Origin of the sequence: Streptomyces sp. NPDC056628 (assembly GCF_042792555.1) — a bacterium.
Taxonomy (GTDB): domain Bacteria; phylum Actinomycetota; class Actinomycetes; order Streptomycetales; family Streptomycetaceae; genus Streptomyces.
Genome location: NZ_JBHTWG010000020.1, coordinates 70,311 through 95,102 on the forward strand (window position 1 = coordinate 70,311; position 24,792 = coordinate 95,102).

At 72.1% G+C, this 24,792-nt stretch carries 25 protein-coding genes and 5 tRNA genes; 9 read left to right on the forward strand and 21 right to left on the reverse strand.

Translation table 11 applies throughout. From position 1 onward, the window contains the following. Positions 1-13: 13 nt before the first annotated feature. Positions 14-1,849, forward strand: coding sequence for an HSP90 family protein (locus tag ACFRAC_RS23200; RefSeq protein WP_382926759.1), 1,836 nt, complete (start codon positions 14-16; stop codon positions 1,847-1,849). Next, positions 1,849-4,788: a tetratricopeptide repeat protein gene (locus ACFRAC_RS23205; protein ID WP_382926763.1), complete on the forward strand. Its 2,940-nt coding sequence runs from the start codon at positions 1,849-1,851 to the stop codon at positions 4,786-4,788. Before ACFRAC_RS23200 ends, ACFRAC_RS23205 begins: the two co-directional genes overlap by 1 nt. 21 nt (positions 4,789-4,809) lie before the next feature. Here ACFRAC_RS23205 and ACFRAC_RS23210 read toward each other — a convergent pair whose 3' ends face one another. Continuing rightward, on the reverse strand, positions 4,810-6,477 hold the full coding sequence (locus ACFRAC_RS23210; RefSeq protein ID WP_382926765.1) for a DAK2 domain-containing protein: 1,668 nt from the start codon (positions 6,475-6,477) through the stop codon (positions 4,810-4,812). Between the two features lie 256 nt (positions 6,478-6,733). Here ACFRAC_RS23210 and rpmB point away from each other — a divergent pair, with 256 nt between their 5' ends. Then, a complete protein-coding gene (gene rpmB, locus ACFRAC_RS23215; RefSeq protein WP_004924906.1) occupies positions 6,734-6,919 on the forward strand; it encodes a 50S ribosomal protein L28 in 186 nt (61 codons plus the stop codon). A 101-nt stretch (positions 6,920-7,020) separates the two neighbouring features. On the opposite strand, the gene thiD is transcribed toward rpmB, so the two are convergent. Together thiD and ACFRAC_RS23225 are read right to left on the reverse strand one after the other, a co-directional pair. Beyond that, positions 7,021-7,803, reverse strand: coding sequence for a bifunctional hydroxymethylpyrimidine kinase/phosphomethylpyrimidine kinase (gene thiD, locus ACFRAC_RS23220; RefSeq protein WP_382926767.1), 783 nt, complete (start codon positions 7,801-7,803; stop codon positions 7,021-7,023). Further along, positions 7,800-8,765, reverse strand: coding sequence for a thiamine-phosphate kinase (locus tag ACFRAC_RS23225; protein WP_382926771.1), 966 nt, complete (start codon positions 8,763-8,765; stop codon positions 7,800-7,802). Before ACFRAC_RS23225 ends, thiD begins: the two co-directional genes overlap by 4 nt. 206 nt (positions 8,766-8,971) lie before the next feature. On the opposite strand from ACFRAC_RS23225, the gene ACFRAC_RS23230 reads away from it, so the two are divergent. Both ACFRAC_RS23230 and ACFRAC_RS23235 read left to right on the forward strand, forming a co-directional pair. Further along, positions 8,972-9,205 carry an Lrp/AsnC ligand binding domain-containing protein gene (locus ACFRAC_RS23230; RefSeq protein WP_382926773.1) on the forward strand — a complete coding sequence of 78 codons (234 nt, stop codon included), beginning with the start codon at positions 8,972-8,974 and terminating at the stop codon, positions 9,203-9,205. Positions 9,206-9,225: 20 nt separating this feature from the next. Beyond that, positions 9,226-9,735 carry a DUF3515 domain-containing protein gene (locus ACFRAC_RS23235; protein WP_382926775.1) on the forward strand — a complete coding sequence of 170 codons (510 nt, stop codon included), beginning with the start codon at positions 9,226-9,228 and terminating at the stop codon, positions 9,733-9,735. Between the two features lie 16 nt (positions 9,736-9,751). On the opposite strand, the gene ACFRAC_RS23240 is transcribed toward ACFRAC_RS23235, so the two are convergent. The 3 genes from ACFRAC_RS23240 to ACFRAC_RS23250 form a co-directional block, all read right to left on the reverse strand. Next, positions 9,752-10,909, reverse strand: coding sequence for a D-alanine--D-alanine ligase family protein (locus tag ACFRAC_RS23240; RefSeq protein WP_382926778.1), 1,158 nt, complete (start codon positions 10,907-10,909; stop codon positions 9,752-9,754). A gap of 115 nt (positions 10,910-11,024) precedes the next feature. Then, on the reverse strand, positions 11,025-12,035 hold the full coding sequence (locus ACFRAC_RS23245) for an NAD(P)H-dependent glycerol-3-phosphate dehydrogenase (RefSeq protein ID WP_382926780.1): 1,011 nt from the start codon (positions 12,033-12,035) through the stop codon (positions 11,025-11,027). After that, positions 12,032-12,820, reverse strand: a complete 789-nt coding sequence (locus ACFRAC_RS23250) for a lysophospholipid acyltransferase family protein (protein ID WP_382926783.1) — start codon at positions 12,818-12,820, stop codon at positions 12,032-12,034. The genes ACFRAC_RS23245 and ACFRAC_RS23250 overlap by 4 nt, the downstream gene beginning before the upstream one ends. A gap of 211 nt (positions 12,821-13,031) precedes the next feature. Here ACFRAC_RS23250 and cofC point away from each other — a divergent pair, with 211 nt between their 5' ends. Together cofC and ACFRAC_RS23260 are read left to right on the forward strand one after the other, a co-directional pair. Then, positions 13,032-13,670: a 2-phospho-L-lactate guanylyltransferase gene (gene cofC / locus ACFRAC_RS23255; RefSeq protein WP_382926786.1), complete on the forward strand. Its 639-nt coding sequence runs from the start codon at positions 13,032-13,034 to the stop codon at positions 13,668-13,670. A 67-nt stretch (positions 13,671-13,737) separates the two neighbouring features. Continuing rightward, entirely contained in the window at positions 13,738-13,941 is a 204-nt protein-coding gene (locus tag ACFRAC_RS23260) for a hypothetical protein (RefSeq protein ID WP_382926789.1), read from the forward strand. Positions 13,942-14,017: 76 nt separating this feature from the next. Here ACFRAC_RS23260 and ACFRAC_RS23265 read toward each other — a convergent pair whose 3' ends face one another. The 4 genes from ACFRAC_RS23265 to leuC form a co-directional block, all read right to left on the reverse strand. Then, the gene (locus ACFRAC_RS23265; protein ID WP_361346805.1) at positions 14,018-14,671 is read right to left on the reverse strand and encodes an HU family DNA-binding protein; all 654 of its coding nucleotides are present in this window, start codon (positions 14,669-14,671) and stop codon (positions 14,018-14,020) included. 139 nt (positions 14,672-14,810) lie between these two features. Further along, the gene (locus tag ACFRAC_RS23270; protein ID WP_361346802.1) at positions 14,811-15,041 is read right to left on the reverse strand and encodes a hypothetical protein; all 231 of its coding nucleotides are present in this window, start codon (positions 15,039-15,041) and stop codon (positions 14,811-14,813) included. Positions 15,042-15,304: 263 nt separating this feature from the next. Next, entirely contained in the window at positions 15,305-15,898 is a 594-nt protein-coding gene (gene leuD / locus ACFRAC_RS23275) for a 3-isopropylmalate dehydratase small subunit (protein ID WP_382926793.1), read from the reverse strand. A gap of 6 nt (positions 15,899-15,904) precedes the next feature. After that, on the reverse strand, positions 15,905-17,335 hold the full coding sequence (gene leuC / locus ACFRAC_RS23280; protein WP_382926796.1) for a 3-isopropylmalate dehydratase large subunit: 1,431 nt from the start codon (positions 17,333-17,335) through the stop codon (positions 15,905-15,907). Between the two features lie 203 nt (positions 17,336-17,538). On the opposite strand from leuC, the gene ndgR reads away from it, so the two are divergent. Beyond that, entirely contained in the window at positions 17,539-18,255 is a 717-nt protein-coding gene (gene ndgR / locus ACFRAC_RS23285) for an IclR family transcriptional regulator NdgR (RefSeq protein WP_055623332.1), read from the forward strand. 89 nt (positions 18,256-18,344) lie between these two features. Here the strand turns inward: ndgR and ACFRAC_RS23290 are convergent, their stop codons facing one another. Next, entirely contained in the window at positions 18,345-18,854 is a 510-nt protein-coding gene (locus tag ACFRAC_RS23290; RefSeq protein ID WP_382926801.1) for a DUF4188 domain-containing protein, read from the reverse strand. Positions 18,855-18,941: 87 nt separating this feature from the next. Here ACFRAC_RS23290 and ACFRAC_RS23295 point away from each other — a divergent pair, with 87 nt between their 5' ends. Beyond that, entirely contained in the window at positions 18,942-19,586 is a 645-nt protein-coding gene (locus ACFRAC_RS23295; protein ID WP_382926804.1) for a MerR family transcriptional regulator, read from the forward strand. A gap of 49 nt (positions 19,587-19,635) precedes the next feature. Here ACFRAC_RS23295 and ACFRAC_RS23300 read toward each other — a convergent pair. The 10 genes from ACFRAC_RS23300 to ACFRAC_RS23345 form a co-directional block, all read right to left on the reverse strand. Continuing rightward, positions 19,636-19,708: transfer RNA gene (locus tag ACFRAC_RS23300), tRNA-Glu, on the reverse strand. Between the two features lie 44 nt (positions 19,709-19,752). Then, positions 19,753-19,824, reverse strand: a tRNA-Gln gene (locus ACFRAC_RS23305). A gap of 20 nt (positions 19,825-19,844) precedes the next feature. After that, positions 19,845-19,917: transfer RNA gene (locus tag ACFRAC_RS23310), tRNA-Glu, on the reverse strand. Between the two features lie 62 nt (positions 19,918-19,979). Beyond that, positions 19,980-20,052 (reverse strand) — tRNA-Glu (locus ACFRAC_RS23315). Between the two features lie 40 nt (positions 20,053-20,092). Next, positions 20,093-20,164, reverse strand: a tRNA-Gln gene (locus ACFRAC_RS23320). Positions 20,165-20,255: 91 nt separating this feature from the next. Beyond that, positions 20,256-20,987, reverse strand: a complete 732-nt coding sequence (locus tag ACFRAC_RS23325; RefSeq protein WP_382926806.1) for an HAD family hydrolase — start codon at positions 20,985-20,987, stop codon at positions 20,256-20,258. A 58-nt stretch (positions 20,988-21,045) separates the two neighbouring features. Further along, entirely contained in the window at positions 21,046-21,720 is a 675-nt protein-coding gene (locus tag ACFRAC_RS23330; RefSeq protein WP_382926809.1) for a DUF4241 domain-containing protein, read from the reverse strand. A gap of 129 nt (positions 21,721-21,849) precedes the next feature. Next, on the reverse strand, positions 21,850-23,337 hold the full coding sequence (gltX, locus tag ACFRAC_RS23335; RefSeq protein WP_382926812.1) for a glutamate--tRNA ligase: 1,488 nt from the start codon (positions 23,335-23,337) through the stop codon (positions 21,850-21,852). Continuing rightward, on the reverse strand, positions 23,330-24,115 hold the full coding sequence (locus ACFRAC_RS23340; RefSeq protein ID WP_382926813.1) for a fumarylacetoacetate hydrolase family protein: 786 nt from the start codon (positions 24,113-24,115) through the stop codon (positions 23,330-23,332). The genes gltX and ACFRAC_RS23340 overlap by 8 nt, the downstream gene beginning before the upstream one ends. Positions 24,116-24,280: 165 nt before the next feature. Then, positions 24,281-24,463 (reverse strand): hypothetical protein, encoded by a 183-nt coding sequence (locus ACFRAC_RS23345; RefSeq protein WP_062666619.1) that lies wholly within the window; start codon positions 24,461-24,463, stop codon positions 24,281-24,283. Positions 24,464-24,792: the final 329 nt, after the last annotated feature.

Genomic DNA, 24,792 nt, shown 5'->3' on the forward strand with positions numbered 1-24,792 from the left:
CGGCGCTGCGACGATGGACTCCCAGACCTCTCAGTCATCCCAGGCCCCCCAGCCCTCCCCGTCACCTCACACCTTCCAGGTCGACCTGCGCGGTCTCGTGGACCTGCTCTCCCACCACCTGTACTCCAGTCCCAAGGTCTACCTGCGCGAACTGCTCCAGAACGCGGTCGACGCCATCACCGCCCGGCGCGCCGCCGAGCCGGACGCGCCCGCGTCGGTGCGGCTGTTCACCGAGCCGGGCGCGCTGCGGGTCGAGGACTCCGGGATCGGGCTGACCGAAGCGGACGTGCACGACCTCCTCGCGACGATCGGGCGCAGCTCCAAGCGGGCGGACGGACTTCAGGAGGCGCGGTCGGACTTCCTCGGGCAGTTCGGTATCGGGCTGCTCGCCTGTTTCGTCGTCGCCGAGCGGATCCGGGTGGTCAGCCGCAGCGCGCGGACGCCGGACGCGGCGCCCGTGGAGTGGACGGCGACCGACGACGGTTCGTACACCGTGCGCACGCTGCCGGACGACGCGCGCCCGGAGCCCGGCACCACCGTGCACCTGGTGGCCCGGGCCGGCGCCGCCGAGTGGCTGGCCGAGGACCGGGTGCTGGCGCTGGCGCGGGACTTCGGCTCGCTGCTGCCGTACGACGTGCGGGTCGGCGAGGAGGCGGTCACCGATCTGCCGGCGCCCTGGGACCGGCCGTACCCCTCCCCCGCCGCCCGGCGGGTGGCCCTCGGGCGGCACTGCCACGACCTGTTCGGCTTCAGGCCGCTGGACGCGATCGAGCTGGACGTGCCGCTCGCGGGGATCCGGGGGGTGGCGTACGTCCTGCCGTCGGCGGTCAGTCCGGCCCAGCGGGCGGGCCATCGCGTCCACCTCAAGGGCATGCTGCTGACCGAGCGCGCCGAACAGCTGCTGCCGGACTGGGCGTTCTTCGTGCGGTGCGTGCTGGACACCGACAGCCTGCGGCCGACGGCGTCGCGCGAGTCGCTGTACGAGGACGAGACGCTGGCGGCGGTGCGGGAGGCGCTGGGGGAACGGATCCGGGCCTGGCTGACGGATCTGGCGGCCGGTGATCCGGAGCGGCTGGCCGCGTTCCTCGCGGTGCACCACCTGGGCGTGAAGTCCCTGGCGCGGCACGACCGGGAGATGCTGCGCGTCATGCTGCCCTGGCTGCCGTTCGAGACGACCGACGGCCGGCTGTCCCTGGAGGAGTTCGCGCGGCGGCACCGGGTGGTGCACTTCACGCGGACCGTCGAGGAGTACCGCCAGGTCGCGCCGATCGCGTCCGCGCAGGGCGTCGGCGTGATCAACTGCGGCTACACGTACGACAGCGAGCTCGTCGAGGCGCTGCCGTCGGTGCGGCCCGGCACGGTCGTGGCCGAGCTGGACGCGGACACCGTGACCGCCCATCTGGACGCCGTCGACCCGGCGGTGGAGCTGGCGCTGTCGGGCTTCCTGGCGACCGCGCGGGCCACGCTCGACCCGCTGGGCTGCGACGTCGTCCTGCGCGCCTTCCATCCGCTGTCGGTGCCCGCGCTGCACCTGGACGACCGGGCCGCCCGGCACGAGCAGGCCCGCGCGCAGGCCGAGGAGCAGGCCGACGACCTGTGGGCGGGCATCCTCGGCTCGCTGCGGGGCGAGGCGCCCCGCGCGCGTCTGGTGCTCAACCACCTCAGCCCGCTGATCCGGCGGATCGGCTCGCTGGGCGAGCCGGAACTGATCGGCACCGCCGTGGAGTCCCTGTACGGGCAGGCGCTGCTGATGGCGCAGCGCCCGCTCAGGCCCGCGGACTCGGCGCTGCTGAACCGGGCCTTCATCGGCCTGCTGGAGTGGGCCACGAACGGGGAGGGCGACCGCTGATGACCGAGATCACCGACCTCGACGCGCTGCGCCGGGCGATGGCGGAGAACGGCGAGCAGCCGGAGGGCCCGGCCCGCAACGCGCGCGCGGAGCAGCTCCTCGCCGAGGCGGAGCGGCTGGGCGAGCCGCTCGCCGTGATCGAGGCGCTCGGGCACCAGCTGAAGGTCTACAACTACAGCTCCGAGAAGGCGAAGATGTTCGTCCCGTTCGCGCGGCTGCTGCGCATGTGGGACGAGCGGCCCGAGGACTTCGACGAGTACGAGACGCACAGCCTGCACTGGGTCTTCAAGTGGATGTCGGCCGGGATGCTCGACCAGCCGCACATCCCGCTCGCCTCGATCGAGAAGTGGCTCGGCGAGATGGAGCACCGCTACCGGCTCGCCGGCCACTCCGAGCGGGCGGTGCGCAGCGCCGAGTTCAGCGTGGCCGCGCACGTCGGCGACCTGGAGCGGGCGGAGCGGGCGTACGCGGCGTGGCTGGCGGCCGACCGGGACTCCATGGCCGACTGCCACGCGTGCGAGCTGCACGGGCAGGGCTGGTGGCAGGCGGTGCGGGGCCGGGACGCGGAGGCGGTCCGGCTGTGGCGGCCGGTCCTGGACGGCGAGTACTCCTGCGCCCACGAACCGCACACCGTGCTCGCGTCCTCCCTGGCCCCGCTGCTGCGCCTGGGCCGGGTGGACGAGGCCCGCGCCAACCATCTGCGGGGCTTCCGGCTGGTGCGGCCGATGGAGAGCATGCGCGGCGCGTACGCGGACCACGTGGAGTTCTGCGCGCTGACGGGCAACGAGGCGCGCGGTCTGGAGCTGCTGGCGGAGCGTCCGGCGTACTTCACGGACGACGGGCAGCCGCGCAGCAGGCTGGACTTCATGGCGGCGGTGACCCTGCTCATGGACCGGCTGACCGCGCTGGGGCTGGGCGGGCAGCAGGTGCCCGGCCCGGCGGACCGGACGTGGACCGCGCGCGAACTGGCCGCCCACGCGCGCGAGGAGGCGCTGGCGCTGGCCGCGCGGTTCGACGAGCGCAACGGCACGTCGTACACGAGCGAGCGGGCCCGTCTGCGCATGGCACAGGACCCGCTGGTGGAGCGGCTGCCGCTGGGCGTGCGGACGGCGAACCGCCCGGCGTCGGCGCCCCCGGCGGCTCCCGTGGCGCCCGCCCCGGCCGCCGCGGACGAGCGGCCCGGCCTGACGGAGCTGCTCGCCGAGGCGCGGCGGCTGTCGGACAATCTGCGGCCCAGTGCCATCGAGGCGTGGGCGGCGGTGTCCCGGGCCGCCGGGGGCGTCGAGCTGGACGCGCGTGACCGGGCGGAGATCGCCGACCACCGGGCGATGGACCTCGGCCCCGAGGGCGTCCCCCTGTTCGAGGAGGCCGCCGCGCTGTACGCGCAGGCGGGCGATCCGGGCGAGGCTCTGGCGGCACGCGCGCGTGGCGCGTACGTCCGGGCGCTCACCGGCGAGGTGTCCGCGGCGCTCGACGCGATCGGCGCCCTGTACGACCAGGTCCTCGCGCTGTACGCCGAGGACGGCACGGGCGTGCGGCAGACGGCGGCCGTCCTGATGAGCCGGGCGCGGATCCTGATGCGCCGGGTGCACGAGGCGGAGGAGGGCGCCGAGGGCGCCGCCCTGTCCGCCGCGGAGTCGGCCGTCCGGGAGGTGCTGGCGTTCGTCTCCGGGCGCACCGGGGACGACGTACGGCTGCTCGCGCGGGTCGCGGAGGCCCGGGCGATGCTGGCCGAGCTGGCGGCGCTGACCGGTGACGTGGAGGGGGCCGCGGAGCTGTTCGCGCGGGCCTCGGGCGAGTTCGTCGGGGCGGGGCTGCCGTGGTTCGCGGTGGAGTACGAGGCCCGGCTGGCCGGTCTCGCCCACCATCTCGGCGACACGGCCCGGGCCGAGCGGGCGCTGCGGGCCGCCCTGGAGCACGGCGGACCGTACCTGGAGGCGACCGGGCGGGCCCAGCTGCATCTGCAGCTCGCCGAGGTGCTCGGCGGCACCGGGGTGTCCGAGGAGGCCGCGGAGCACGCCCTGGAGGCGGCGCACTGGGCCGACGAGGCGGGTGAGAGCCGCACGCTGGGCGCCTGGGCGCGGCACCAGCTCGGTGGGTTCCTGGTGCGGCAGCAACGTTTCGCTGAGGCGGCGGAGGTGCTGGAGTCGGCGCTGCCCGACCTGTCCGCCGAGACGCACGGCGACGGCGCGGTCGTCCAGACGCTGTGGTGGCTCGGTGACTGCCTGGGCGAGCTCGGCGACCACCGGGACGCGGCGGAACGGCGGCTGCAGGCGGCATCGATCGCCCGGGAGTGGCCCGAGCAGCACGACCACGCGACGCTGGCGCACCTGGCCGCCGAGTCGCTGGGCCACGCGGGGCTGCACACCGAGGCCGACCGCGCCTACACGCGCGCGGGCGACCTGTGGCGCTCGCTGGGCAACGTCCACGGTCTGGTCCGCTCGCTGCGCGCCCGCGCGTGGCTGGCGCTGCGGGTGGAGGACGGCGACAGCGCGCGTGCGGCCGAGCTGATGGCGGGCGCGGTCGAGGAGTGCACGGCGGCGCTGGACGAGGCCGGCGACGAGGAGGCACGGCAGCGGCTGGTCGCCGAACTCGGCCAGACGCACCGCCAGTTCGGGGACCTCCTGGCGCGCTCGGCGGCCGAGGACGCGGAGGACGACTCGATCCGGACGGCGCTGGAGGAGGCCCTGGCGCAGATGACCCGGGCCGTCGCGGTGTTCGCCTCCCTCGGCGACGACGCCCTGCACGGCCGCACCGGCGCCGAGCTCGCCGCCGGCTGGCTCCAGGCCGACCTCAGCCGCCCCGCCGAGGCGGCGGCACACGCGCGTGCGGTGCTCGCCGCCTACGAGGGCGACGACGGGCGGGACGAGACGGTGCGCCGGCGCCGGGCCGAGGCGGAGCAGATGCTCCAGGTCGTGGAGGAGCAGGACGGGGCGTGACGCGGGCCGTGGCCCGGTGGGTCACTCCACGCCGATGAGCAGGAGCGCCCCCTGGCGGCCGCCCCGGTACACGACCGTGTCGACGGCGAGGTACGTCTCCCGTACGCGGGTCTCGAGGTGCTCGGCGATCGTCTCGGGGGCCTCGTCGCCGAGGACGAGGGTGACGAGTTCGCCGCCGGCGGCGAGCATGCGGTCGAGGACGGTCTCCGCGACGGCGGTGACGTCGGCGCCGATCACGGCCACGTCGCCGTCGATGAGGCCGAGGACGTCCCCGGCCTGGCAGATGCCGGCCGAGGTCCAGGACCGGTGCTCGGCGACGGCGACCTCGGCGTGCCGGGTGGCGCCGGCCGCGGAGGTCATCGAGACGACGTCCTCGTCGAAGCGGCGCTCGGGCTCGTGCACGGCGAGCGCCGCGATGCCCTGGACCGCGGAGCGGGTGGGGATGAGGGCCACCCGGATGCCCTCGGCGCGGGCCTGCTCGGCGGCCGCGGCGGCGGTGTGCCGCAGCTCGGCATTGTTGGGGAGCAGCACGACCTCGCGCGCGTGGGCCCGCCGTACGGCCTCCACGAGCTCCCCGCTGGCCGGGGGCTCCCCGGGGCGGGCGAGCACCGTGGTCGCTCCGGCCTCGCCGTACAGCCCGGCCAGTCCCTCGCCGGGCACGACGGCGACGACGGCCCGCTGGACCCGTTCGCGGGGGGTGCGCTCGCCGGTGCTGTGCGCGTCCCCGGCCCCGAAGTGGGTGATCCGGATCCGGTACGGCCGTCCCGCCTCCACGCCGGCCTCCACGGCCGCGCCCGCGTCGTCGACATGGACGTGGACGTTCCACAGGCCGTCCCCGCCGACGACCACGAGGGAGTCGCCGAGCCCGTCGAGACGGTCCCGCAGCCGGGCCACGGCCGCGTCCTCGGCCTCCAGCAGGTAGACGACCTCGAAGGCGGGGCCGCCCTCGCCGGAACCGTCGGCGCAGTCCTCCGCCCCGGCCGGGCCGTCCCCCGTACCGGTACACGCGCGCGTGAACGCCCCGGCGACCACGGGGGCCGCCTCCCCGGTGAACGTCTCGACCAGCGCGCCCAGGACCGCGACCAGGCCGCGCCCTCCGGCGTCGACCACCCCGGCACGCTCCAGCGCGGCCAGCTGTCCGGGGGTGGCGGCCAGCGCCGTGAGTGCCCCGTCGAAGGCGGCCCGGGCGATCGCCCCGCAGTCGTCGCCGGTGGCCGCGCCGGCCGCGTCGGCGGCGGCCGAGGCCACCGTGAGGACCGTGCCCTCCACGGGGTGGGCCACGGCCTGGCGGGCGGAGTCCGCCGCGGTCCGCAGCGCCTGCCGCAGCCCCGTTCCGTCGGTGTGAGCCGTCTCCCGCTCGGCGGCGAGCACCTGTGCCATGCCCCGCAGCAGCTGCGCGAGGATCGTCCCGGAGTTGCCGCGCGCCCCGATCAGGGCGCCGTGCGCCATGGCGCGGACGGCGTCGGCGAGTGTGGGCTTGCCCACGTCGTAGGCGGTGAAGACGGCCTCCACGGCCGCGGCCGCGGACTCCACGGTCAGGTACAGGTTCGTCCCGGTGTCGCCGTCGGCCACGGGGTAGACGTTGATCGCGTCGATCTCCTCGCGCGCCCGGCCCAGCGACTCCAGCGCGAGGCCGCACCAGGTACGCACCGCGAGAGCATCGAAGAATGTCTGCGGCACCTGCGCCACCTGCGCCTCCTCGGACTGCTGGACGTGGGACGCAGCGTAGACCCAGGTCCGGGGCCCGCCGGAGGTGGGCCGGGACCGCCCCCCGGGCAGCCATGGTAGTTTCGTTGTACTGGCGCAGCCGTTGTATGCTGCTCCGGTTGCCCGATCCAATCGGGCCATTCCCCCTGGCAACGCCACTCAGATCTCTGATCCTACGATCTCGATCCCGGCCTGCCGGGATCAACCGTAAGTGCATCTGAAGTCTTTGGAGTGACCGGTGGCTGCCAACTGCGACGTCTGCGGCAAGGGGCCGGGCTTCGGCAACAACATCTCGCACTCGCACCGCCGTACGCCCCGTCGCTGGAACCCGAACATCCAGCGCGTGCGTACCGTGGTCGGTGGGACGCCGAAGCGCGTGAACGCCTGCACCTCGTGCATCAAGGCCGGCAAGGTCTCGCGCTGACGCCCACAGCTGAGCGCGCGGCCACTGCTGGTTCGCTGCGAAAAGCCGGTCCACCCTCGGGTGGGCCGGCTTTTCGCTGTGCCTGACGGACGGGCCGCGGGCTAGCCGAGGGCCCAGCCGTGGTGCACGGGCCCGATCCCGGCGCCGAGGGCGAACCCGGCGGCGATCGCCCCGGTGACGTACTCCTTGGCGGCCGTGACGGCCTCGGGCACGCTCTGCCCCTTGGCGAGCTGGGAGGCGATCGCGGAGGCGAGGGTGCAGCCGGTGCCGTGGGTGTGCCGGTTGTCGTGGCGGGGGGCGCGCAGCCAGTGCTCCTCCGAGCCGTCCGTGAGCAGGTCCACGGCGTCCCCGGCGAGATGGCCGCCCTTCACCACGACCCAGCGCGGCCCGTACGTCAGTACGGCCTCCGCCGCCCGTCTGAGGTCGCCCTCCGACTCGACGCGCACACCGGTGAGCTGCGCGACCTCGTCGAGGTTCGGTGTGGCCACGGTCGCGAGCGGCAGCAGCGCGGTGCGGACGGAGTCGAGCGCGGACGGGGCGAGCAGCGGGTCCCCGTGCTTGGACACCCCGACCGGGTCGACCACGGCCGGCGCGTCCGTCCCGGCGATCAACTCGGCGACCGTGTGGACGAGTTCGGCCGAGGACAGCATCCCCGTCTTGACGGCCCGTACGCCGATGTCGTCGACGACGCTGCGGTACTGGGCGCGGACCGCCTCGGCCGGCAGCTCCCAGGCCCCCTGGACGCCGAGCGAGTTCTGCGCGGTGACCGCGGTGATCACGCTCATGCCGTGCACGCCGAGCGCCAGCATCGTCTTCAGGTCGGCCTGGACGCCGGCCCCGCCGCCGGAGTCGGACCCGGCCACCGTGAGAACGCCCGGTATCACGACTCGATGTCCCCGAAGTGGTCCCAGCCGCCCTTGCGGGTCCAGGGCGCGCCGTCGACCGTGACCTGCGGGAGCGCCGACGGGTTGAGGACCTCCCCGATGACCTTCCAGCGGGCCGGGAGCTTCACGTCGGGCGGGAAGGTCGCCACGATCGCGTGGTCCTCTCCCCCGGTCAGCACCCACTGCATGGGGTCGACGCCGACGGCCTGCCCGATGTCGTTCATCTGGGTGGGGATGTCGATGGCGCCCGAGCGGATGTCGATGCGCACCTTGCTGGCCTCGGCGATGTGCCCGAGGTCGGCGATCAGCCCGTCACTGACGTCGCACATGGCGGTCGCGCCCAGCCCGGCCGCGGCCGGACCCGCGTGGTACGGCGGCTCGGGGCGCCGGTGGGCCTCCACGAAGGCGCGGGGCGAGCGGAAGCCCCGGGCGAGCACGGCGTATCCGGCGGCGGACCAGCCCAGCCAGCCGGTCACGGCGACGAGGTCGCCGGGCTGGGCGCCGCCGCGGGTGACGGGCTCCTGGTTGCGCAGGTCGCCGAGCGCGGTGATGGCCACCGTGATCGAGTCGCCGCGCACGACGTCGCCGCCGACCACCGAGGCGCCCGCGACCTGGCACTCGTCGCGCAGTCCGTCCATCAGCTCGCTCGCCCAGGTCACCGGGAGTTCGGCCGGCACGACCAGGCCGAGCAGCAGCGCGGTGGGCACCGCGCCCATGGCGGCGATGTCCGCGAGGTTCTGGGCGGCCGCCTTGCGGCCGACGTCGTAGGCGGTGGACCAGTCGCGGCGGAAGTGCCGCCCCTCGACCAGGATGTCGGTGCTGGCGACCACCCTGCGGTCGGGGGCGGCCACCACCGCTGCGTCGTCGCCGGGGCCGACCCGGACCGCCGGGGTGGTGGTGAGACGGGAGGTGAGCTCCCTGATGAGCCCGAACTCCCCTAGCTCACCAACAGTGCCCTTCATTTCCCTTACGCCCCTTCTGTCCCTGTTCGCACCCGGTCGCGCGTCTCTGCTGTCCTCGCTACGGTCGAGATGCACGACGACTTCTGCCGTGCGGGCACCCCGGCGCGCAAGCCCCGGCCCTCGCGGGTCTCCCCGCGGCGAGCGGCGACGCGATACCGTTGCGTTCCTTTTCCCCACATGATCCTCGTGGCCGCCCTGGAGGTTCCGTGGTACAGGCGTACATCCTGATCCAGACCGAGGTCGGCAAGGCGTCGACCGTCGCCGAGACGATCGGCAAGCTCGCCGGAGTCATCCAGGCCGAGGACGTGACGGGACCGTACGACGTCATCGTGCGCGCCCAGGCCGACACCGTCGACGACCTGGGCCGCATGGTGGTCGCCAAGGTCCAGCAAGTGGACGGCATCACCCGCACCCTGACCTGCCCCGTCGTCCATCTGTAGCCCCCGTCTACCCTTGGCCGGTGAACTCTTTCCGTCACTGGCGCGCTGTCGTCCTCGGGCTGCCCGCACTCGCCGTGCTCGTCACCGCCGTGGGCTGCTCCTCAGCAGACGGCGGTGCGTCGGCGGCGGTTCCCAGTCCCGGGGCGAAAGCCACGGAGCTGTGCCGGAACCTCGACAAGGTGCTGCCGGCCGAGGTGGACGGGGCGGACCGTGCGGATCCCTCGCCCGCGTCCGCGTTGACCGCGGGCTGGGGAGACCCGGCGATCATACTGCGGTGCGGTGTGGAACGGCCGCCCAAGATGCTGGACCCGAAGGTGGCCGAGGGCAGGGACCCCGACGCGGTGCCCGGTGGCGTGGAAGGCGTGCGCTGGTTGATGGAGAAGCGCGACGGCGGGGGGTACCGGTTCACCTCGGCCCTGCGCAGGGCGTACGTCGAGGTGGACGTGCCCGAGGGCCGGGACGGTTCGGGCGTGCTGATCGACCTGGCCCCGGCCATCAAGAAGGCGATCCCCGAGGGGATCGCCGACTGAGGTTCCGGACGGGCGTCTAGCGCAGTCCGGTGGAGCGCCGCAGGGCCGCCTTGATGAGCCGGTCGATCAGCTCCGGATACGCGATCCCGCTGGCCTGCCACATCTGCGGGTACATCGAGATCGGTGTGAAGCCGGGCATCGTGTTGATCTCGTTGATCACGAACTCCCCGTCCTCGGTGAGGAAGAAGTCCGCCCGCACCAGGCCCTCGCACGAGGCCGCCTCGAAGGCGTCCACCGCCAGGCGCTGGACCTCGGCCGTCTCCTCGGCCGTCAGCGGCGCCGGGACGATGCCGGGCGTCGAGTCGATGTACTTGGCCTCGAAGTCGTAGTAGGCGTGGGCGTCCGGCGGCGGGATCTCGGCGGGGACGGACGCCCGCGGGCCGTCCTCGAACTCCAGCACCCCGCACTCGATCTCGCGGCCGCGCAGGGCCGCCTCCACGAGGATCTTCGGGTCGTGCCGCCGCGCCTCGGCGATCGCCTCGTCCAGCCCGGACAGGTCGTCGACCTTGGTGATGCCGATGGAGGAGCCCGCGCGCGCGGGCTTCACGAACAGCGGCCAGCCGTGGTCGCCCGCGAGGTCGACGATCTTCTTGCGGGCGGCGGACTCGTCCTGCTCCCACTCCCGCGGCCGGATCACCACGTACGGGCCCACCTTGAGCCCGAACGACGTGAACACCCGCTTCATGTAGTCCTTGTCCTGGCCGACGGCCGAGGCGAGCACACCCGAACCCACGTACGGGACGCCGGAGAGCTCCAGCAGCCCCTGCAGGGTGCCGTCCTCGCCGTAGGGGCCGTGCAGCACCGGGAAGACGACGTCGATCTCGCCCAGCGCCTTGGGTACCGAACCGGGCTCGCTGTAGACGACTTCGCGGTTCGCCGGGTCGACGGGCAGCACCACACCGCCGTCGTGGGACTCGGCGAGCTGGTCGACGCTGGGCGTACGGCGCTCGGTGATCGCCATGCGGTCCGGGTCGTCGGCGGTGAGCACCCAGCGGCCGCTCTGCGTGATGCCGATCGGCAGGACGTCGTACGTGGTCCGGTCGATCGCGCGCAGCACGGCCCCCGCGGTGACCGCGGAGATCCCGTGCTCGGAGCTGCGTCCGCCGAAGACGACGGCCACCCGCGGCTTGCGCGCCGGCCGGTCGGGGCTCTGGGGGAGGTTCTCGGTGCTCATATCGCGATGAGAGTACCCGGTGGCAGGGCGCCGAGTCAGCGTCCGTTGACGGGTGGCGGTTCGAGAGATGCCCCGAAAGGGTGGGCGGCGGCGCCGTGCTCCCGGCCCCGGTCGCTCAGCGCCTCTCCGGCTTCGCGCTGCGCGACATCAGCTCCTTCAGCGCGACGACCGGCGGCTTGCCCTCGTGCACGATGCCGACGACCGTCTCCGTGATGGGCATGTCCACCCCGTGCCTGCGGGCCAGATCCAGCACGGACTCGCAGGACTTGACGCCCTCCGCGGTCTGCTTGGTGACCGCGATGGTCTCCTGCAGGGTCATGCCCTTGCCGAGGTTGGTGCCGAAGGTGTGGTTGCGCGACAGCGGCGAGGAGCAGGTGGCCACCAGGTCGCCGAGGCCGGCGAGCCCGGAGAAGGTCAGCGGGTCGGCGCCCAGCGCCATCCCGAGCCGGGTCGTCTCGGCGAGGCCGCGGGTGATGAGGGAGCCCTTGGCGTTGTCGCCGAGGCCCATGCCGTCCGCGATGCCGACGGCGAGACCGATGACGTTCTTCACGGCACCGCCCAGCTCGCACCCCACCACGTCGGTGTTGGTGTACGGCCGGAAGTACGGCGTGTGGGAGGCGGTCTGGAGCCGCTGGGCGACCGCCTCGTCGGTGCAGGCGACGACCGCGGCGGCCGGCATCCGCGCGGCGATCTCCCGCGCCAGGTTGGGTCCGGTGACCACGGCGATGCGGTCCGGGCCGACCTTGGCGACGTCCTCGATGACCTCGCTCATCCGCATCGTGGAGCCGAGTTCGACACCCTTCATCAGGGAGACGAGGACGGTGCCCGGGGCGAGCAGCGGGGTCCAGTCGGCGAGGTTGGCGCGCAGGGTCTGCGAGGGGACGGCGAGGACGGTGAAGTCGGCGTCGCCGGTGGCCTCGGCGGCGTCCGTGGTGGCCCGCAGGTTGCGGGGCAGCTCGACGCCCGGGAGGTAGTCCGGGTTGGTCCGGGTGGAGTTGACCGCGTCGGCCAGGCCGGCGCGCCGGGCCCACAGGGTCACCTCGCAGCCGGCGTCGGCGAGGACCATGCCGAAGGCGGTGCCCCACGATCCCGTGCCCATGACGGCCGCCTTGACGGGCTTGCTCACGTGCCCTGCCCCTCCTCCTGCTCGACCTGCTCCTCCAGCACCCGCCGGCTCTGCGCGGTGGTCCTGCGGCGCTGCTCGATGCGCTCACGGCGCGGGTCGTAGGGCACGTCGGGCGCCTTCTCCCCGCGGATCTCCTCGAGCTGGCGGGTGATCGCGGCCATGATGACCTCGGTCGCCTCCTTCAGCAGCTCCGGGGTCATCTCCTGGCCGTAGAACGCCGAGAGGTCCACCGGGGGTCCCGCCAGCACCCGGTGCGTCTTGCGCGGGAACAGGTACGGCTTCTTGGCGTAGGGCGGCAGCAGTTCGTTGGCGCCCCACTGCGCGACCGGGATCACCGGGCACCTGGTCTGCAGCGCGACCCGCGCGGCGCCGGTCTTGCCGGTCATGGGCCACAGGGCCGGGTCGCGGGTGAGGGTGCCCTCCGGGTAGAAGGCCACGCACTCGCCGCGCTCGACGGCGTCGATCGCGGCCCGGAAGGCGCTCAGCGCGTCCGTGGTTTCCCGGTAGACGGGGATCTGCCCGGTGCCGCGCATCGCGGCGCCGACGAATCCCTTCTTGAAAAGGCCGCTCTTCGCCAGGAATCGCGGAACCCTGCCGGTGTTGTACTGAAAGTGCGCATACGCGAAGGGATCGATGTGCGAATTGTGATTCACCGCGGTGATAAATCCGCCCTCGGCCGGAATGTGCTCCATTCCACGCCAGTCCCGCTTGATCAGAACCACCAGCGGCGGTTTGCAGATCACTGCGGCGAAGCGGTACCAGAAGCCGATTCTGCGGCGGGGCACGCGGACACCTTCCTCTAGGAATCAACGACATCGGGCCGGGGGGCCGCACAAGTGTCGCCCCAGGCCGCCGGTCTGTCGAGAACACTACGCCCGCCTGTTGCGCGCCCCTACCCCTCCAAGGCGCTCCGTCCGGCCCCGTGCCCGCGGCCGCCGGACGCCCCCGGTGACGGCTGGGTGACAATGACCGCGACGAGAGAGGGACGGAACGCCGGTGCAGTGGACCTTGGTCGTACCCCTGAAGCCCTTGGCACGGGCGAAGAGCAGGCTGTCGGACACCGCGGCCGACGCACTGCGCCCGGAGCTGGCCCTCGCGTTCGCCCAGGACACCGTCGCGGCGGCGCTGGCCTGCTCGGCGGTGAAGGATGTGGCCGTCGTCACGGACGACGTGCGGGCGGGCCGCGAGCTGGCGCTGCTCGGCGCCCACATCGTCCCCGACGAACCGCGCGGCGGTCTCAACGCGGCGCTGGCGTACGCGGTCGCCGCCGTGCGCTCCACCCGCCCCGAGGCAGCGGTGGCCGCGCTGAACGCCGATCTCCCCGCCCTGCGCCCACTCGAACTGACCCGGGTCCTGGACGCGGCGGCGGAATCCCCGCGGGCCTTTCTCGCGGACGCGGCGGGGACCGGCACGACCCTGCTGGCGGCGGCGCCCGGAAACGCGCTGCGGCCGGAGTTCGGGGAGAACTCGCGCGCCCGGCACCGCGCCTCCGGCGCACGGGAACTGCGCCTCCACGACGTGGACTCCGTACGCCAGGACGTGGACACCGGCGCGGACCTGCGCGCCGCCCTGGCGCTGGGCGTCGGTCCGCGCACGGCCCAGGTGGCGGCCCGGCTGCTCACCGAGGGCGCGTAGGGGCGGCGACACCACGCCCGGCGAACACCCCCTCGCGGCCCCCCGGCAGAGCGCATAGGCTGCGAACATGCAGGCCACCGCATACACCTACGACGCCGAGACCCGCTCCGGCAGCGTGCTGCTGGACGACGGGACGCCCGTCCCCTTCGACGCCCCGGCCTTCGACGCGGGCGGCCTGCGGCTGCTGCGGCCCGGACAGCGGGTCCGCATCGAGACGGAGGGCGACGGCGGTTCGCTGCGCGTGACGCTGGTGACGCTGCAGACCTTCTGAGCCCGCGCGGGCCCGGACACGCCGCGGGCCGGACTCCGTGCGGAGTCCGGCCCGGCGCGTGAGTGCCCTTGCGGTTCTACCTCTTGCGGGCGGTCGCCTTGGCGGTGGTCTTGCGAGCCGTCGACTTCTTGGCGGGCGCCTTCTTGGCGGTGGCCTTCTTCGCCGGGGCCTTCTTGGCCGCCGTCTTCTGCGCGGTCGCCGTGGTCTTCTTCGCCGTCGTCTTCTTGGCGGCGGCCGTCGTCGTCTTCGCCGGCGCCTTCTTCGCGGCCGCCTTCTTCGCCGTCGCCGTGGTCTTCTTCGCCGTCGTCTTCTTGGCGGCGGCCGTCGTCGTCTTCTTCGCGGCGGCCTTGGTGGTCTTCTTCGCGGCGGCCTTCTTGACCGTGGCCGAGGCGCCGCCGGACAGGCTGCCCTTGGGCGCCTTCTTCACGGAGACCTCTCCGCCGCGCGGCAGCTTCTTCGAACCGCTCACCAGGTCCTTGAAGCCCTGACCGGCGCGGAAGCGGGGAACCGAGGTCTTCTTGACCCGAACCCGCTCGCCCGTCTGAGGGTTGCGGGCGTACCGGGCCGGGCGGTCGACCTTCTCGAACGAACCGAAGCCGGTGACCGAGACCCGCTCGCCCCCCACGACGGCGCGGACGATGGCGTCCAGTACGTGGTCGACAGCATCGGCGGCCTGCTGGCGGCCACCCATCTTGTCGGCAATCGCTTCTACGAGCTGCGCCTTGTTCACGTCTTCCCCTTCGGAGACATCGCCAGAACGAAAGTGTTCAAGCTTTTTCGCACGTTAGGCAGATATATACCGCAAATCAAACACGAAACGGGCTAATCACCCTTGTGCCGCAACAGACTCGACTGTCTCGAAGGTGTTCTCAGCGTTCCTCTTCGGGGAATCGCCCCGCGTCGAGGTCCGCGACGAACCGCTCCAGACGCCTTGCCGCTTCGGCGACGTCGTGCTTGGCCGCGGCCGTAATGACCAGCAGCTTCCGGGTCAGCGCCATCCGTACGCCCTCCGGGACTTGCAGTGCGCGCACGCTCGCGTGCGCTTCCTTGAGTTGGTCCGCGACCGCCGCATAGGGCTCGAGTTGGCCGTCGTGTTCCATGCACAGATTGTGCCATCTGGGGCGAGTTGTCGCCTGCCAGGGGTGCAACTCCGGCCTCAGTTGGCTTTCCGGGCACTTGCGGAAGCCGCGGTGGCACCACTCACGTACCCCGGCAACACCCGCCGTAACGCGGGGTGTTGTGAGCGGTGCGGGGATCACGCAGGGCCGTTCGGGTGCAGACATGGCAGTACCCCCGATCGGGCCGATCGGGGGTACTGCGGGTGTGTTGGGGTGGCCGGAAGTCGCCTTGCGCGGGGTCCGGATCAGCCCTGGAGGGTGCGCGGCTTGAACGACGGCCGCTTCGCCTCGTAGGCGGCGATGTCGTCCTCGTTCCGCAGGGTGATCGAGATGTCGTCGAGGCCGTTCAGCAGCCGCCAGCGGGAGTTCTCGTCCAGCTCGAAGGGGGCGGTGAGGCCCTCGGCGCGCACCTCACGCGCCTCAAGGTCCACAGTGACCTCAGTTGTGGGGTCGTTCTCGGTGAGCTCCCACAGCGTGTCCACGATCTTCTGCTCCAGCACGACCGTGAGCAGGCCGTTCTTCAGCGAGTTGCCGCGGAAGATGTCGGCGAAGCGGGACGAGATGACGGCCTTGAAGCCGTAGTTCTGCAGCGCCCACACGGCGTGCTCACGGGAGGAGCCGGTGCCGAAGTCGGGGCCGGCGACCAGCACCGTGGCGCCTTCGCGCTCGGGACGGTTGAGCACGAACTCCGGGTCCTTGCGCCAGGCCTCGAACAGCCCGTCCTCGAAGCCGTCCCTGGTCACCTTCTTGAGCCAGTGAGCAGGGATGATCTGGTCGGTGTCGACGTTGGAGCGGCGCAGCGGGACGGCCCGGCCGGTGTGCGTGGTGAATGCTTCCATGACTGATCAGACTCCAGCGGGCGTACGGGTCTCGGCGTCGGACAGGTCGGCCGGGGAGGCCAGGTGGCCCAGGACCGCGGTGGCCGCCGCGACCTGCGGCGACACCAGGTGGGTACGACCGCCCTTGCCCTGCCGGCCCTCGAAGTTGCGGTTGGACGTGGACGCCGAGCGCTCGCCGGGGGCCAGCTGGTCGGGGTTCATGCCCAGGCACATCGAGCAGCCCGCGTGGCGCCACTCGGCGCCGGCCTCCTTGAAGACGACGTCCAGGCCCTCGGAGACGGCCTGCAGACCGACCCGCGCGGAGCCGGGGACGACCAGCATCCGTACGCCGTCGGCGACTTTGCGGCCCTTGACGAGCTCGGCGGCGGCGCGCAGGTCCTCGATGCGGCCGTTGGTGCAGGAGCCTACGAAGACGGTGTCCACCTTGATGGAGCTCAGCGGCTGGCCGGCCTCCAACCCCATGTACTCCAGGGCCTTTTCGGCGGCCAGACGCTCCGAAGCGTCTTCGTACGAAGCCGGGTCGGGGACGGACGCCGAAAGCGGCGCGCCCTGCCCCGGGTTGGTGCCCCAGGTGACGAACGGCGACAGCTCGGAGGCGTCGATGACCACCTCGGCGTCGAACACGGCGTCGTCGTCCGTCCGCAGCGTCTTCCAGTACGCGACGGCCGCGTCCCAGTCCTCGCCCTTCGGCGCGTGCGGACGGCCCTCGAGGTACGCGAAGGTCGTCTCGTCGGGGGCGATCATGCCCGCGCGGGCGCCGGCCTCGATCGACATGTTGCAGATGGTCATGCGGGCCTCCATCGAGAGCTTCTCGATGGCGGGGCCGCGGTACTCCAGGACGTAGCCCTGGCCGCCGCCGGTACCGATCCGGGCGATGATCGCCAGGATCAGGTCCTTGGCGGTGACGCCCTCGGGCAGCTCGCCGTCGACCGTGATGGCCATGGTCTTCGGCCGGGTCATGGGCAGCGTCTGGGTGGCCAGCACATGCTCCACCTGGGAGGTGCCGATGCCGAACGCCAGGCCGCCGAACGCGCCGTGCGTGGAGGTGTGCGAGTCGCCGCAGACCACCGTCATGCCGGGCTGGGTCAGTCCGAGCTGCGGGCCGACGACGTGGACGACGCCCTGCTCGACGTCGCCCAGCGGGTGCAGCCGGACGCCGAACTCGGCGGCGTTCTCGCGCAGGGTCTCCAGCTGGACGCGGGAGACGGGGTCCGCGATGGGCTTGTCGATGTCGAGGGTCGGGGTGTTGTGATCCTCGGTCGCGATGGTGAGGTCGAGCCGGCGCACCCGGCGACCGCTCTTGCGCAGACCGTCGAAGGCCTGCGGGCTGGTCACCTCGTGCAGCAGGTGCAGATCGATGAAGAGGAGGTCGGGCTCGCCCTCGGCGCGCCGGACGACGTGGTCGTCCCAGACCTTCTCCGCGAGTGTCCTACCCATCGCTTTCCCTTCGGCCGGTCTACGGTCCACCGGCCCAACTAGAGATCTTGAGAAGGCGACCGCCGTCCGCGCCCCTGCTTCCGGACGTCCGCCGCCAGGCCCGTTCTGGTCCACGGGCCGCTGTGCCTTCGTGACATCCAGAGTGGCGTGTTCCACGGGAAATTGAACTTGCGTTTCACAGAGTGAGACGCGAGTATCGTTGCATGGACAACAGTAGCGGCGTCGGCGTCCTGGACAAGGCAGCCCTTGTCCTGAGCGCCCTGGAGTCCGGCCCGGCCACCCTCGCGGGACTCGTCTCGGCCACCGGACTCGCACGACCCACAGCACATCGACTGGCCGTGGCATTGGAACACCACCGGCTGGTGGCGCGCGACATGCAGGGCCGTTTCATTCTCGGCCCCCGGCTCGCGGAACTGGCCGCGGCGGCGGGTGAGGACCGGCTCCTCGCGACGGCCGGCCCGGTCCTCACGCATCTGCGGGACGTGACGGGCGAGAGCGCCCAGCTCTACCGCCGCCAGGGCGACATGCGCATCTGCGTCGCCGCGGCGGAGCGGCTGTCCGGCCTGCGGGACACGGTCCCGGTCGGCTCGACGCTGACGATGAAGGCGGGTTCGTCCGCGCAGATCCTGATGGCCTGGGAGGAGCCCGAGCGGCTGCACCGCGGCCTGCAGGGCGCCCGCTTCACGGCCACCGCCCTCTCCGGCGTACGGCGCCGCGGCTGGGCCCAGTCGATCGGCGAGCGCGAGCCGGGCGTCGCGTCCGTCTCCGCGCCGGTGCGCGGCCCGTCGAACCGCGTGGTGGCCGCCGTGTCGGTCTCCGGCCCCATCGAGCGCCTCACGCGCCACCCCGGCCGGATGCACGCCCAGGCGGTCATCGACGCCGCCTCCCGTCTGTCCGAGGCCCTGCGCCGCACGGGCTGATCGCCCCCCCCCTCACGACGGTCCACGCCGTCGGTCCGGGACCCGCCTCAACGCCGCGGCGGATCCCGGGCCGACGGATCACCCCCGCGCTACCCGGGCGGGCTTTCCGAACGGTGGGCGAACCGGTCCCTCGCGGACCGGCCGCGTCGCTCCACCGGCACCTGCCCGTGCGCGGCCGCGAGGCCGAACGCCGGCATGTCCCCGTAGACGGACTCGTACGACCCCTCGGGCACGACGTACGCCTCGTGCCAGATCCCCACGTTCCCGCGGACCTTCCCGGCCCGCTCCTCGCGGTTCACGGTCCCCCACACCTTGTGGTGGAACATGTCCGGCGCGGCCGCGTACGCGTACAGCTTGTCCTTGGACTCCCAGTACTGGACGACGTAGTACGTCCGCGGCGAGGCCGTCAGGAGCACCCGCCCCAGCAGCCCCCGGTCGCTGTCCCGCGCGAGCTCCGCGAGCATGCGGAACATGGCCAGCATCACCGGGAGCCACTGGTGCACGGCCCAGAAGTGGTTGATCCGCATGCCGATGAGCAGCACCACCACGTCGCCCTCGGTGTCGGCGGTCGTACGCCCCAGCACCGGCTTCGCGACCATGTCGCCCCCTGACCCCTCGTTGGACAGCGGCACTATCCTTCGGTTCGGTGATTGGATAGTGGCACTTCCCAAGGAGAGGCGCAAGACATGCGGCTGGCGGAGCTGAGTGAGCGCAGCGGCGTGCCCATCGCGACGATCAAGTACTACCTGCGCGAGGGCCTGTTGAGCCCCGGCCGCCAGATCAACGCCCGCACCGCCGAGTACGACGAGGAGCACCTGCGCCGGCTGCGGCTGGTGCGCGCGCTGATCCAGGTGGGGCGACTGCCGGTGGCGACCGCCCGGGAGGTGCTCCGCCACGTCGACGACGACACCCTCCCCCGGACGATCCGGATGGGCGCGGCCCTGTGGGCCCTGCCGCAGATCCCGGAACCGGACGAGGACGACGAGCACGTGCGCGGCGCCCACGAGACCGCGGACCGGCTCCTGGCGGACCTGGGCTGGTCCAACGCCCAGGCGCTGGTGTCGATCTCCCCCGCCTACCGCTCCCTGGTCGTCGCGGTGGCGGCCCTGCGGCGCCTCGGCTACGACTGGGACCCCCAACTGCTGCTGTCCTACGCCCGGTTGATGCACGGCGCGGCCGTCCTGGACCTGGACTTCGTGGAGACCCACGCGTCGGAGGCCGAGAAGGTGGAGACGGCGGTCCTGGGCGCGGTCCTGGTGGAGCCGATGCTCCAGGCTCTGCACCGGCTGGCCCAGGAGGAGGAGTCCGCGCGACGCTACGGCTTCGAGTGAGCGGGAACACGGCGAAGGCCCCCCGCCGAAGCGGAGGGCCTTCTCGCTGTACCCCCGACCGGATTCGAACCGGCGCTACCGCCTTGAGAGGGCGGCGTGCTAGGCCGCTACACAACGGGGGCGAGGATCCTACGAGCGTTCAAAACTGCACCGCCGCGGATCCGAGCTGGTCTACCTGGACTCGAACCAAGACTAACTGAACCAGAATCAGTCGTGCTGCCAATTACACCATAGACCAATGTGGTTTAGACCAGTTTGTACCCCCGACCGGATTCGAACCGGCGCTACCGCCTTGAGAGGGCGGCGTGCTAGGCCGCTACACAACGGGGGCCCTAGCGATCCTGCATCGAAGTCGGTGGGAGCTACCCGAGCCGTCCTCGCGGGAAGGATCTGTACCCCCGACCGGATTCGAACCGGCGCTACTGCCTTGAGAGGGCAGCGTGCTAGGCCGCTACACAACGGGGGCTTTGCGGACTGGTCTCCGCGGCGCAGATGAGCTCTGCGAGCTGGCCTACCTGGACTCGAACCAAGACTAACTGAACCAGAATCAGTCGTGCTGCCAATTACACCATAGGCCACTGGAACGCAAGCCCCTAAGGGGTTCTTGTTCTAGTTCGCTCCCCCGGGTCCCGGCCTTTCGGCCCGCTCCTCGGCGGCGCAGGAAGAACATTACCTGAACGAGGGCCGGGCTCCAAAACGGGTATCGGCGCCGAGCAGCGCGGGGAGTTCGGCGAGCGAGGCGATCCGGTGGGGGCCGACGGCCATGTCATCGGCGGTGTACACGCCGTCACGGTCGATCCAGACCGACAGCAGCCCGGCGTCCGCCGCGCCCCGCCCGTCGATCAGCGGATGGTCGCCGACGTAGGCCACCTGGTGCGGGGCGAGCCGCAGGGCCGCGCAGGCGGCGTGGAAGGCGCCGGCCTCCGGCTTGGACACGCCCAGCTCGGCGGCGCACAGGATGGCCTCGAAGCGGTCGTGGACGCCCAGCACCCGAAGCTTGCGGTCCTGGACGTGCAGGCTGGAGTTGGACAGCACCGCGTGCCGGTGGCTGGCCGCGAGGGCGTCCAGGACCGGCAGGACGTCCGGGAACAGCGCCCAGGCCGTCTCGTAGTGCCCGACGTACCGGTCGAACCAGGCGTCCGCCTCGGCGTCGCCCAGCTCCTCGCCGAGGAAGACCCGCACCCGGTCGCGGCGCTGCGCCTGGAAGGTCACCTGGCCGGCCGCGAAGCGCGCCCACTGGGCGTCGGTGACCTCGCGCCAGCGCGCCAGGGCCCGCTCGGCGCTCCCGTACCTCTCGAGCAGCCCCTCGGCCGCCAGGTGTGCGCGCATACCGGCCCGGTCGGCCGCGGTGTAGTCGAAGAGCGTGTCGTCCACGTCCCAGACCACGGCGCGAATGCTCATGATCCGACGGTAGCGCGCGCCACCGCGGCCTGTCCGGGGATCGCGGCGCGCGGGCCGGTCAGACCAGGGCGCCGGCCTCGTCCGGGGCCACGAAGAAGTCGGTGACGAAGCAGGTGACCTCGCCGTCGGCGCCGCGGCCCGTCCAGGTCGGGTAGGCGCCGTCGCCCCAGCCCGAGGTGAAGGCGGCCAGGGTGTGCCCGGTGCCGGGGGACGTGATCAGGTGGGGCCCGCCGGACCAGTCGCTGCCCTCGAAGGCGTCCCACAGCGGCCCCTCGTCCTCCTGCGCCTCCGGGAAGCCCTCCTCGGCCGAGGCGTCGTAGAAGCAGCCGGTGCCGGCGTCGACGCCGTAGCCGTAGAACTCCTCGTCCCCGAGGTCGGCCGGGTCCTGGCCGGGCTGCAGGGCCAACTCCCACGTCACGGTGGGTTCGTCGCGGATGACCAGGCGTGCCGCCGCCACCCGGCGGTGGGGGTCGTCGGACGGGGCCTCGCCGGGGGAGGTGAGGGTGGCGACGGCGGCCTCGACGCGGTAGCGGCCGGGGGCGACGGTGACCGTGAAGGGCTCTATGTCCCCGGTGCCGAGGTACACGAAGGGGTCGCAGGCGACGACCCGTCCGGTGGGCAGGTCCAGCTCGCCGCCGTCGGCCACATGGATCACGCCGGTGGTCCCGGAGGGGTGGCTGAACGTGCTGCCCGGCGTGAACAGCCAGGTGTAGTCGCGAGGAGACATCGGCATGACGGCGCGCCTTCCTGATCAAGGAACTCGATGGGTGGAACCGTAGCCGGGCCCACTGACATCGCCGCCCGACGCCGAAGGGGCGGCACCCGCGGACCGCGGGTGCCGCCCCTCACGGGCGCGCGTGGATCAGGCGGCGGACAGCTTCGCCAGCGCCGCGTCGATCCGGGCCAGCGTCTTCTCCTTGCCCAGGACCTCCAGGGACTCGAAGAGCGGCAGGCCGACGGTGCGGCCGGTGACGGCGACGCGGACCGGGGCCTGGGCCTTGCCGAGCTTGAGGCCATGGGCCTCGCCGGCGGCCAGGACGGCCTCCTTCAGCGACTCGGCGGAGGACCAGTCGGCGGCGTCCAGCTTCTCGCGGGCCGTGCGCAGCAGGGCGTCGCTGCCCTCCTTCATGGCCTTGGCCCAGGACGCCTCGTCGAAGACCGGCTCCGGCAGGAACAGGAAGTCGACGTTGTCGGTGATCTCGGACAGGACCTTGAGGCGGGTCTGCGCGTACGGGGCGATCGCCTGCCACTTGGCCTCGTCGAACGCCTCCGGGGGCCACGGGGCGACGGGAGCCTGGAGCCACGGGCGGCAGCGCTCGGTGAAGTCCTTCACGTCGAGCAGCCGGATGTGGTCGGCGTTGATCGCCTCGCACTTCTTCAGGTCGAAGCGGGCCGGGTTCGGGTTGACGTCCTCGATCTCGAAGGCCGCGATCATCTCGTCCATGCTGAAGATGTCCTGGTCGGCGGAGAGTGACCAGCCGAGCAGCGAGAGGTAGTTGAGCAGGCCCTCGGGCAGGAAGCCACGCTCGCGGTAGAGGTTCAGCGAGGCCTGCGGGTCGCGCTTGGAGAGCTTCTTGTTGCCCTCGCCCATCACGTACGGCAGGTGCCCGAAGGCCGGGGTCTGCTTGGCGATGCCCAGTTCGGTGAGCGCCTTGTAGAGGGCGATCTGACGGGGCGTGGAGGAGAGCAGGTCCTCGCCGCGCAGGACGTGGGTGATCTCCATGAGGGCGTCGTCGACCGGGTTGACCAGCGTGTACAGCGGGGCGCCGTTGGCACGGACGATGCCGTAGTCCGGGACGTTCTCCGGGAGGTAGGTGATCTCGCCGCGGACCAGGTCCGTGAAGGTGATCGGCTCGTCGGGCATCCGGAAGCGGACGATCGGCGTGCGGCCCTGGGCCTTGTACTCCTCGACCTGGGCGTCGGTGAGCCGGCGGCAGTGCCCGTCGTAGCCGGACGGCCTGCCGGCGGCGCGGGCGGCCTCGCGGCGGGTGTCCAGCTCCTCCTGGGAGCAGTAGCAGTGGTAGGCGTAGCCGGCGTCCAGCAGCTTGGCGGCGACGTCCCTGTAGAGGTCCATCCGCTGCGACTGGCGGTACGGCGCGTGCGGGCCGCCGACCTCGGGGCCCTCGTCCCAGTCGAAGCCCAGCCAGCGCATGGCGTCCAGGAGCTGCTCGTAGGACTCCTCGGAGTCGCGGGCCGCGTCGGTGTCCTCGATACGGAAGACCAGGGTGCCCTGGTGGTGCCTGGCGAACGCCCAGTTGAACAGGGCGGTGCGGACCAGGCCCACGTGGGGGTTACCGGTGGGCGACGGGCAGAAACGGACGCGTACGGGGGAGCCTGATGCGCTAGCCACGCTTGACAACCTTGTTGGTGAGAGTGCCGATGCCTTCGATGGTGACGGCGACGTCGTCGCCGACGTTGAGGGGTCCGACGCCTGCCGGGGTGCCCGTGAGGATGACGTCGCCGGGGAGCAGCGTCATGGCCTCGGAGATGTTGACGACCAGGTCCTCGATGGAGTGGATCATCTCGCTGGTGCGGCCGAGCTGGCGCTGTTCGCCGTTGACCGTGAGCTGGATCGTCAGGTCGGACGCCGTCCCGATGTCCAGTCCGGTCTCCACCCAGGGGCCGAGCGGGCAGGAGCTGTCGAAGCCCTTGGCCCGCGCCCACTGCTTCTCGCGCTTCTGGACGTCCCGCGCGGTGATGTCGTTGGCGCAGGTGTAGCCGAAGATCACGTCCTTGACGCGCTCGCGCGGGACCTCGCGGCACAGCCGGCCGATGACGACGGCGAGTTCCGCCTCGTGGTGGAGGTCCTGGGTGAAGGACGGGTACTGGATCTCGTCACCGGGGCCGATCACCGAGGTGGACGGCTTGAAGAAGGCGAACGGGGCGTCGGGTACCTCGTTGCCGAGTTCACGGGCGTGCTCGGCGTAGTTGCGGCCGAAGGCCACGACCTTGCTGGGGAGCACCGGCGGCAGCAGCCTGACCTTGCTCAGCGGCACCTTCGTGCCGGAGAGCTCGAAGTCCGTGAACGGGATGCCTTTGATGATGTCGAGGACGTATTCGTCCGGCCTGTCGCCCTCGACCGCGCCGAAGGCGACGTTCCCGTCGATGGAGAATCTGGCGATGCGCACGGGATCCTGCGCCCCTCACTTGAAGCCGGCTGGAGTCTGATGCTCCAGGCTAGCGCGGTGAGGCGTCCACGCCTCGCGCGAGCGGCGCGGACGCCGGGGCCGTCGTGGCGGATCCCTCCACCGGGTGGTCGTCCGCCGATGAACGACCTGCCGTGCGCGCCCGTACTAACCGGCGACGGTGGTCGCGGGGAGTTCCTGGAGGATGGTGCGCTTGGGGTTGGCGGTCTGAGCGGGGAGGTCGAGGGAGTGCTCCGGCTGCTCGGGGAGGCGCAGTTCGCCGGCGCTGTCGAGGTGGGCCAGCTTCGTGCGCCGCGGGTTGGCTATGGTGTGGATCATCGTCGTCTTCACGGTCGTACTGAGTCCTGTCGTGACGAAGCGCCCGGATACGAGCCTGTCGGGGCCTGCGTCCGGACGCGGGTGGGCAGAAACATCCCTCTTGTAAAGCGTCAGGCTAAACATCCGCTTCCCGGAGAAGTCGTGAAGACCCCTTGATCTAAGTGTGAGTTTGCTCACGCCGGGATGAATAATCCCGGCAATTCCGACCCGACCCACGAGGCGGGGAAACGGACAATCGCCCCCTGAAGCCATCATTCCGCTCCTGATCATGGCGACTGGGGCACCTTTCACGCGAAAGCGACTCGCGGACTTATGCCCGTTCTGGGATGAATAAGGATCCA

Excerpts from the sequence above, each read along its gene's own strand:
- ACFRAC_RS23325 (WP_382926806.1), bottom strand. The coding sequence starts at position 20,987 with ATGAGCATTCGCGCCGTGGTCTGGGACGTGGACGACACGCTCTTCGAC.
- ACFRAC_RS23270 (WP_361346802.1), bottom strand. The coding sequence starts at position 15,041 with ATGGAACACGACGGCCAACTCGAGCCCTATGCGGCGGTCGCGGACCAA.
- ACFRAC_RS23200 (WP_382926759.1), top strand. The coding sequence starts at position 14 with ATGGACTCCCAGACCTCTCAGTCATCCCAGGCCCCCCAGCCCTCCCCG.
- ACFRAC_RS23330 (WP_382926809.1), bottom strand. The coding sequence starts at position 21,720 with ATGCCGATGTCTCCTCGCGACTACACCTGGCTGTTCACGCCGGGCAGC.
- ACFRAC_RS23260 (WP_382926789.1), top strand. The coding sequence starts at position 13,738 with ATGCAGGCCACCGCATACACCTACGACGCCGAGACCCGCTCCGGCAGC.
- ACFRAC_RS23240 (WP_382926778.1), bottom strand. The coding sequence starts at position 10,909 with ATGAGCACCGAGAACCTCCCCCAGAGCCCCGACCGGCCGGCGCGCAAG.
- leuC (WP_382926796.1), bottom strand. The coding sequence starts at position 17,335 with ATGGGTAGGACACTCGCGGAGAAGGTCTGGGACGACCACGTCGTCCGG.
- ACFRAC_RS23295 (WP_382926804.1), top strand. The coding sequence starts at position 18,942 with ATGCGGCTGGCGGAGCTGAGTGAGCGCAGCGGCGTGCCCATCGCGACG.
- ndgR (WP_055623332.1), top strand. The coding sequence starts at position 17,539 with ATGGACAACAGTAGCGGCGTCGGCGTCCTGGACAAGGCAGCCCTTGTC.
- ACFRAC_RS23290 (WP_382926801.1), bottom strand. The coding sequence starts at position 18,854 with ATGGTCGCGAAGCCGGTGCTGGGGCGTACGACCGCCGACACCGAGGGC.
- ACFRAC_RS23225 (WP_382926771.1), bottom strand. The coding sequence starts at position 8,765 with ATGAAGGGCACTGTTGGTGAGCTAGGGGAGTTCGGGCTCATCAGGGAG.
- ACFRAC_RS23205 (WP_382926763.1), top strand. The coding sequence starts at position 1,849 with ATGACCGAGATCACCGACCTCGACGCGCTGCGCCGGGCGATGGCGGAG.
- leuD (WP_382926793.1), bottom strand. The coding sequence starts at position 15,898 with ATGGAAGCATTCACCACGCACACCGGCCGGGCCGTCCCGCTGCGCCGC.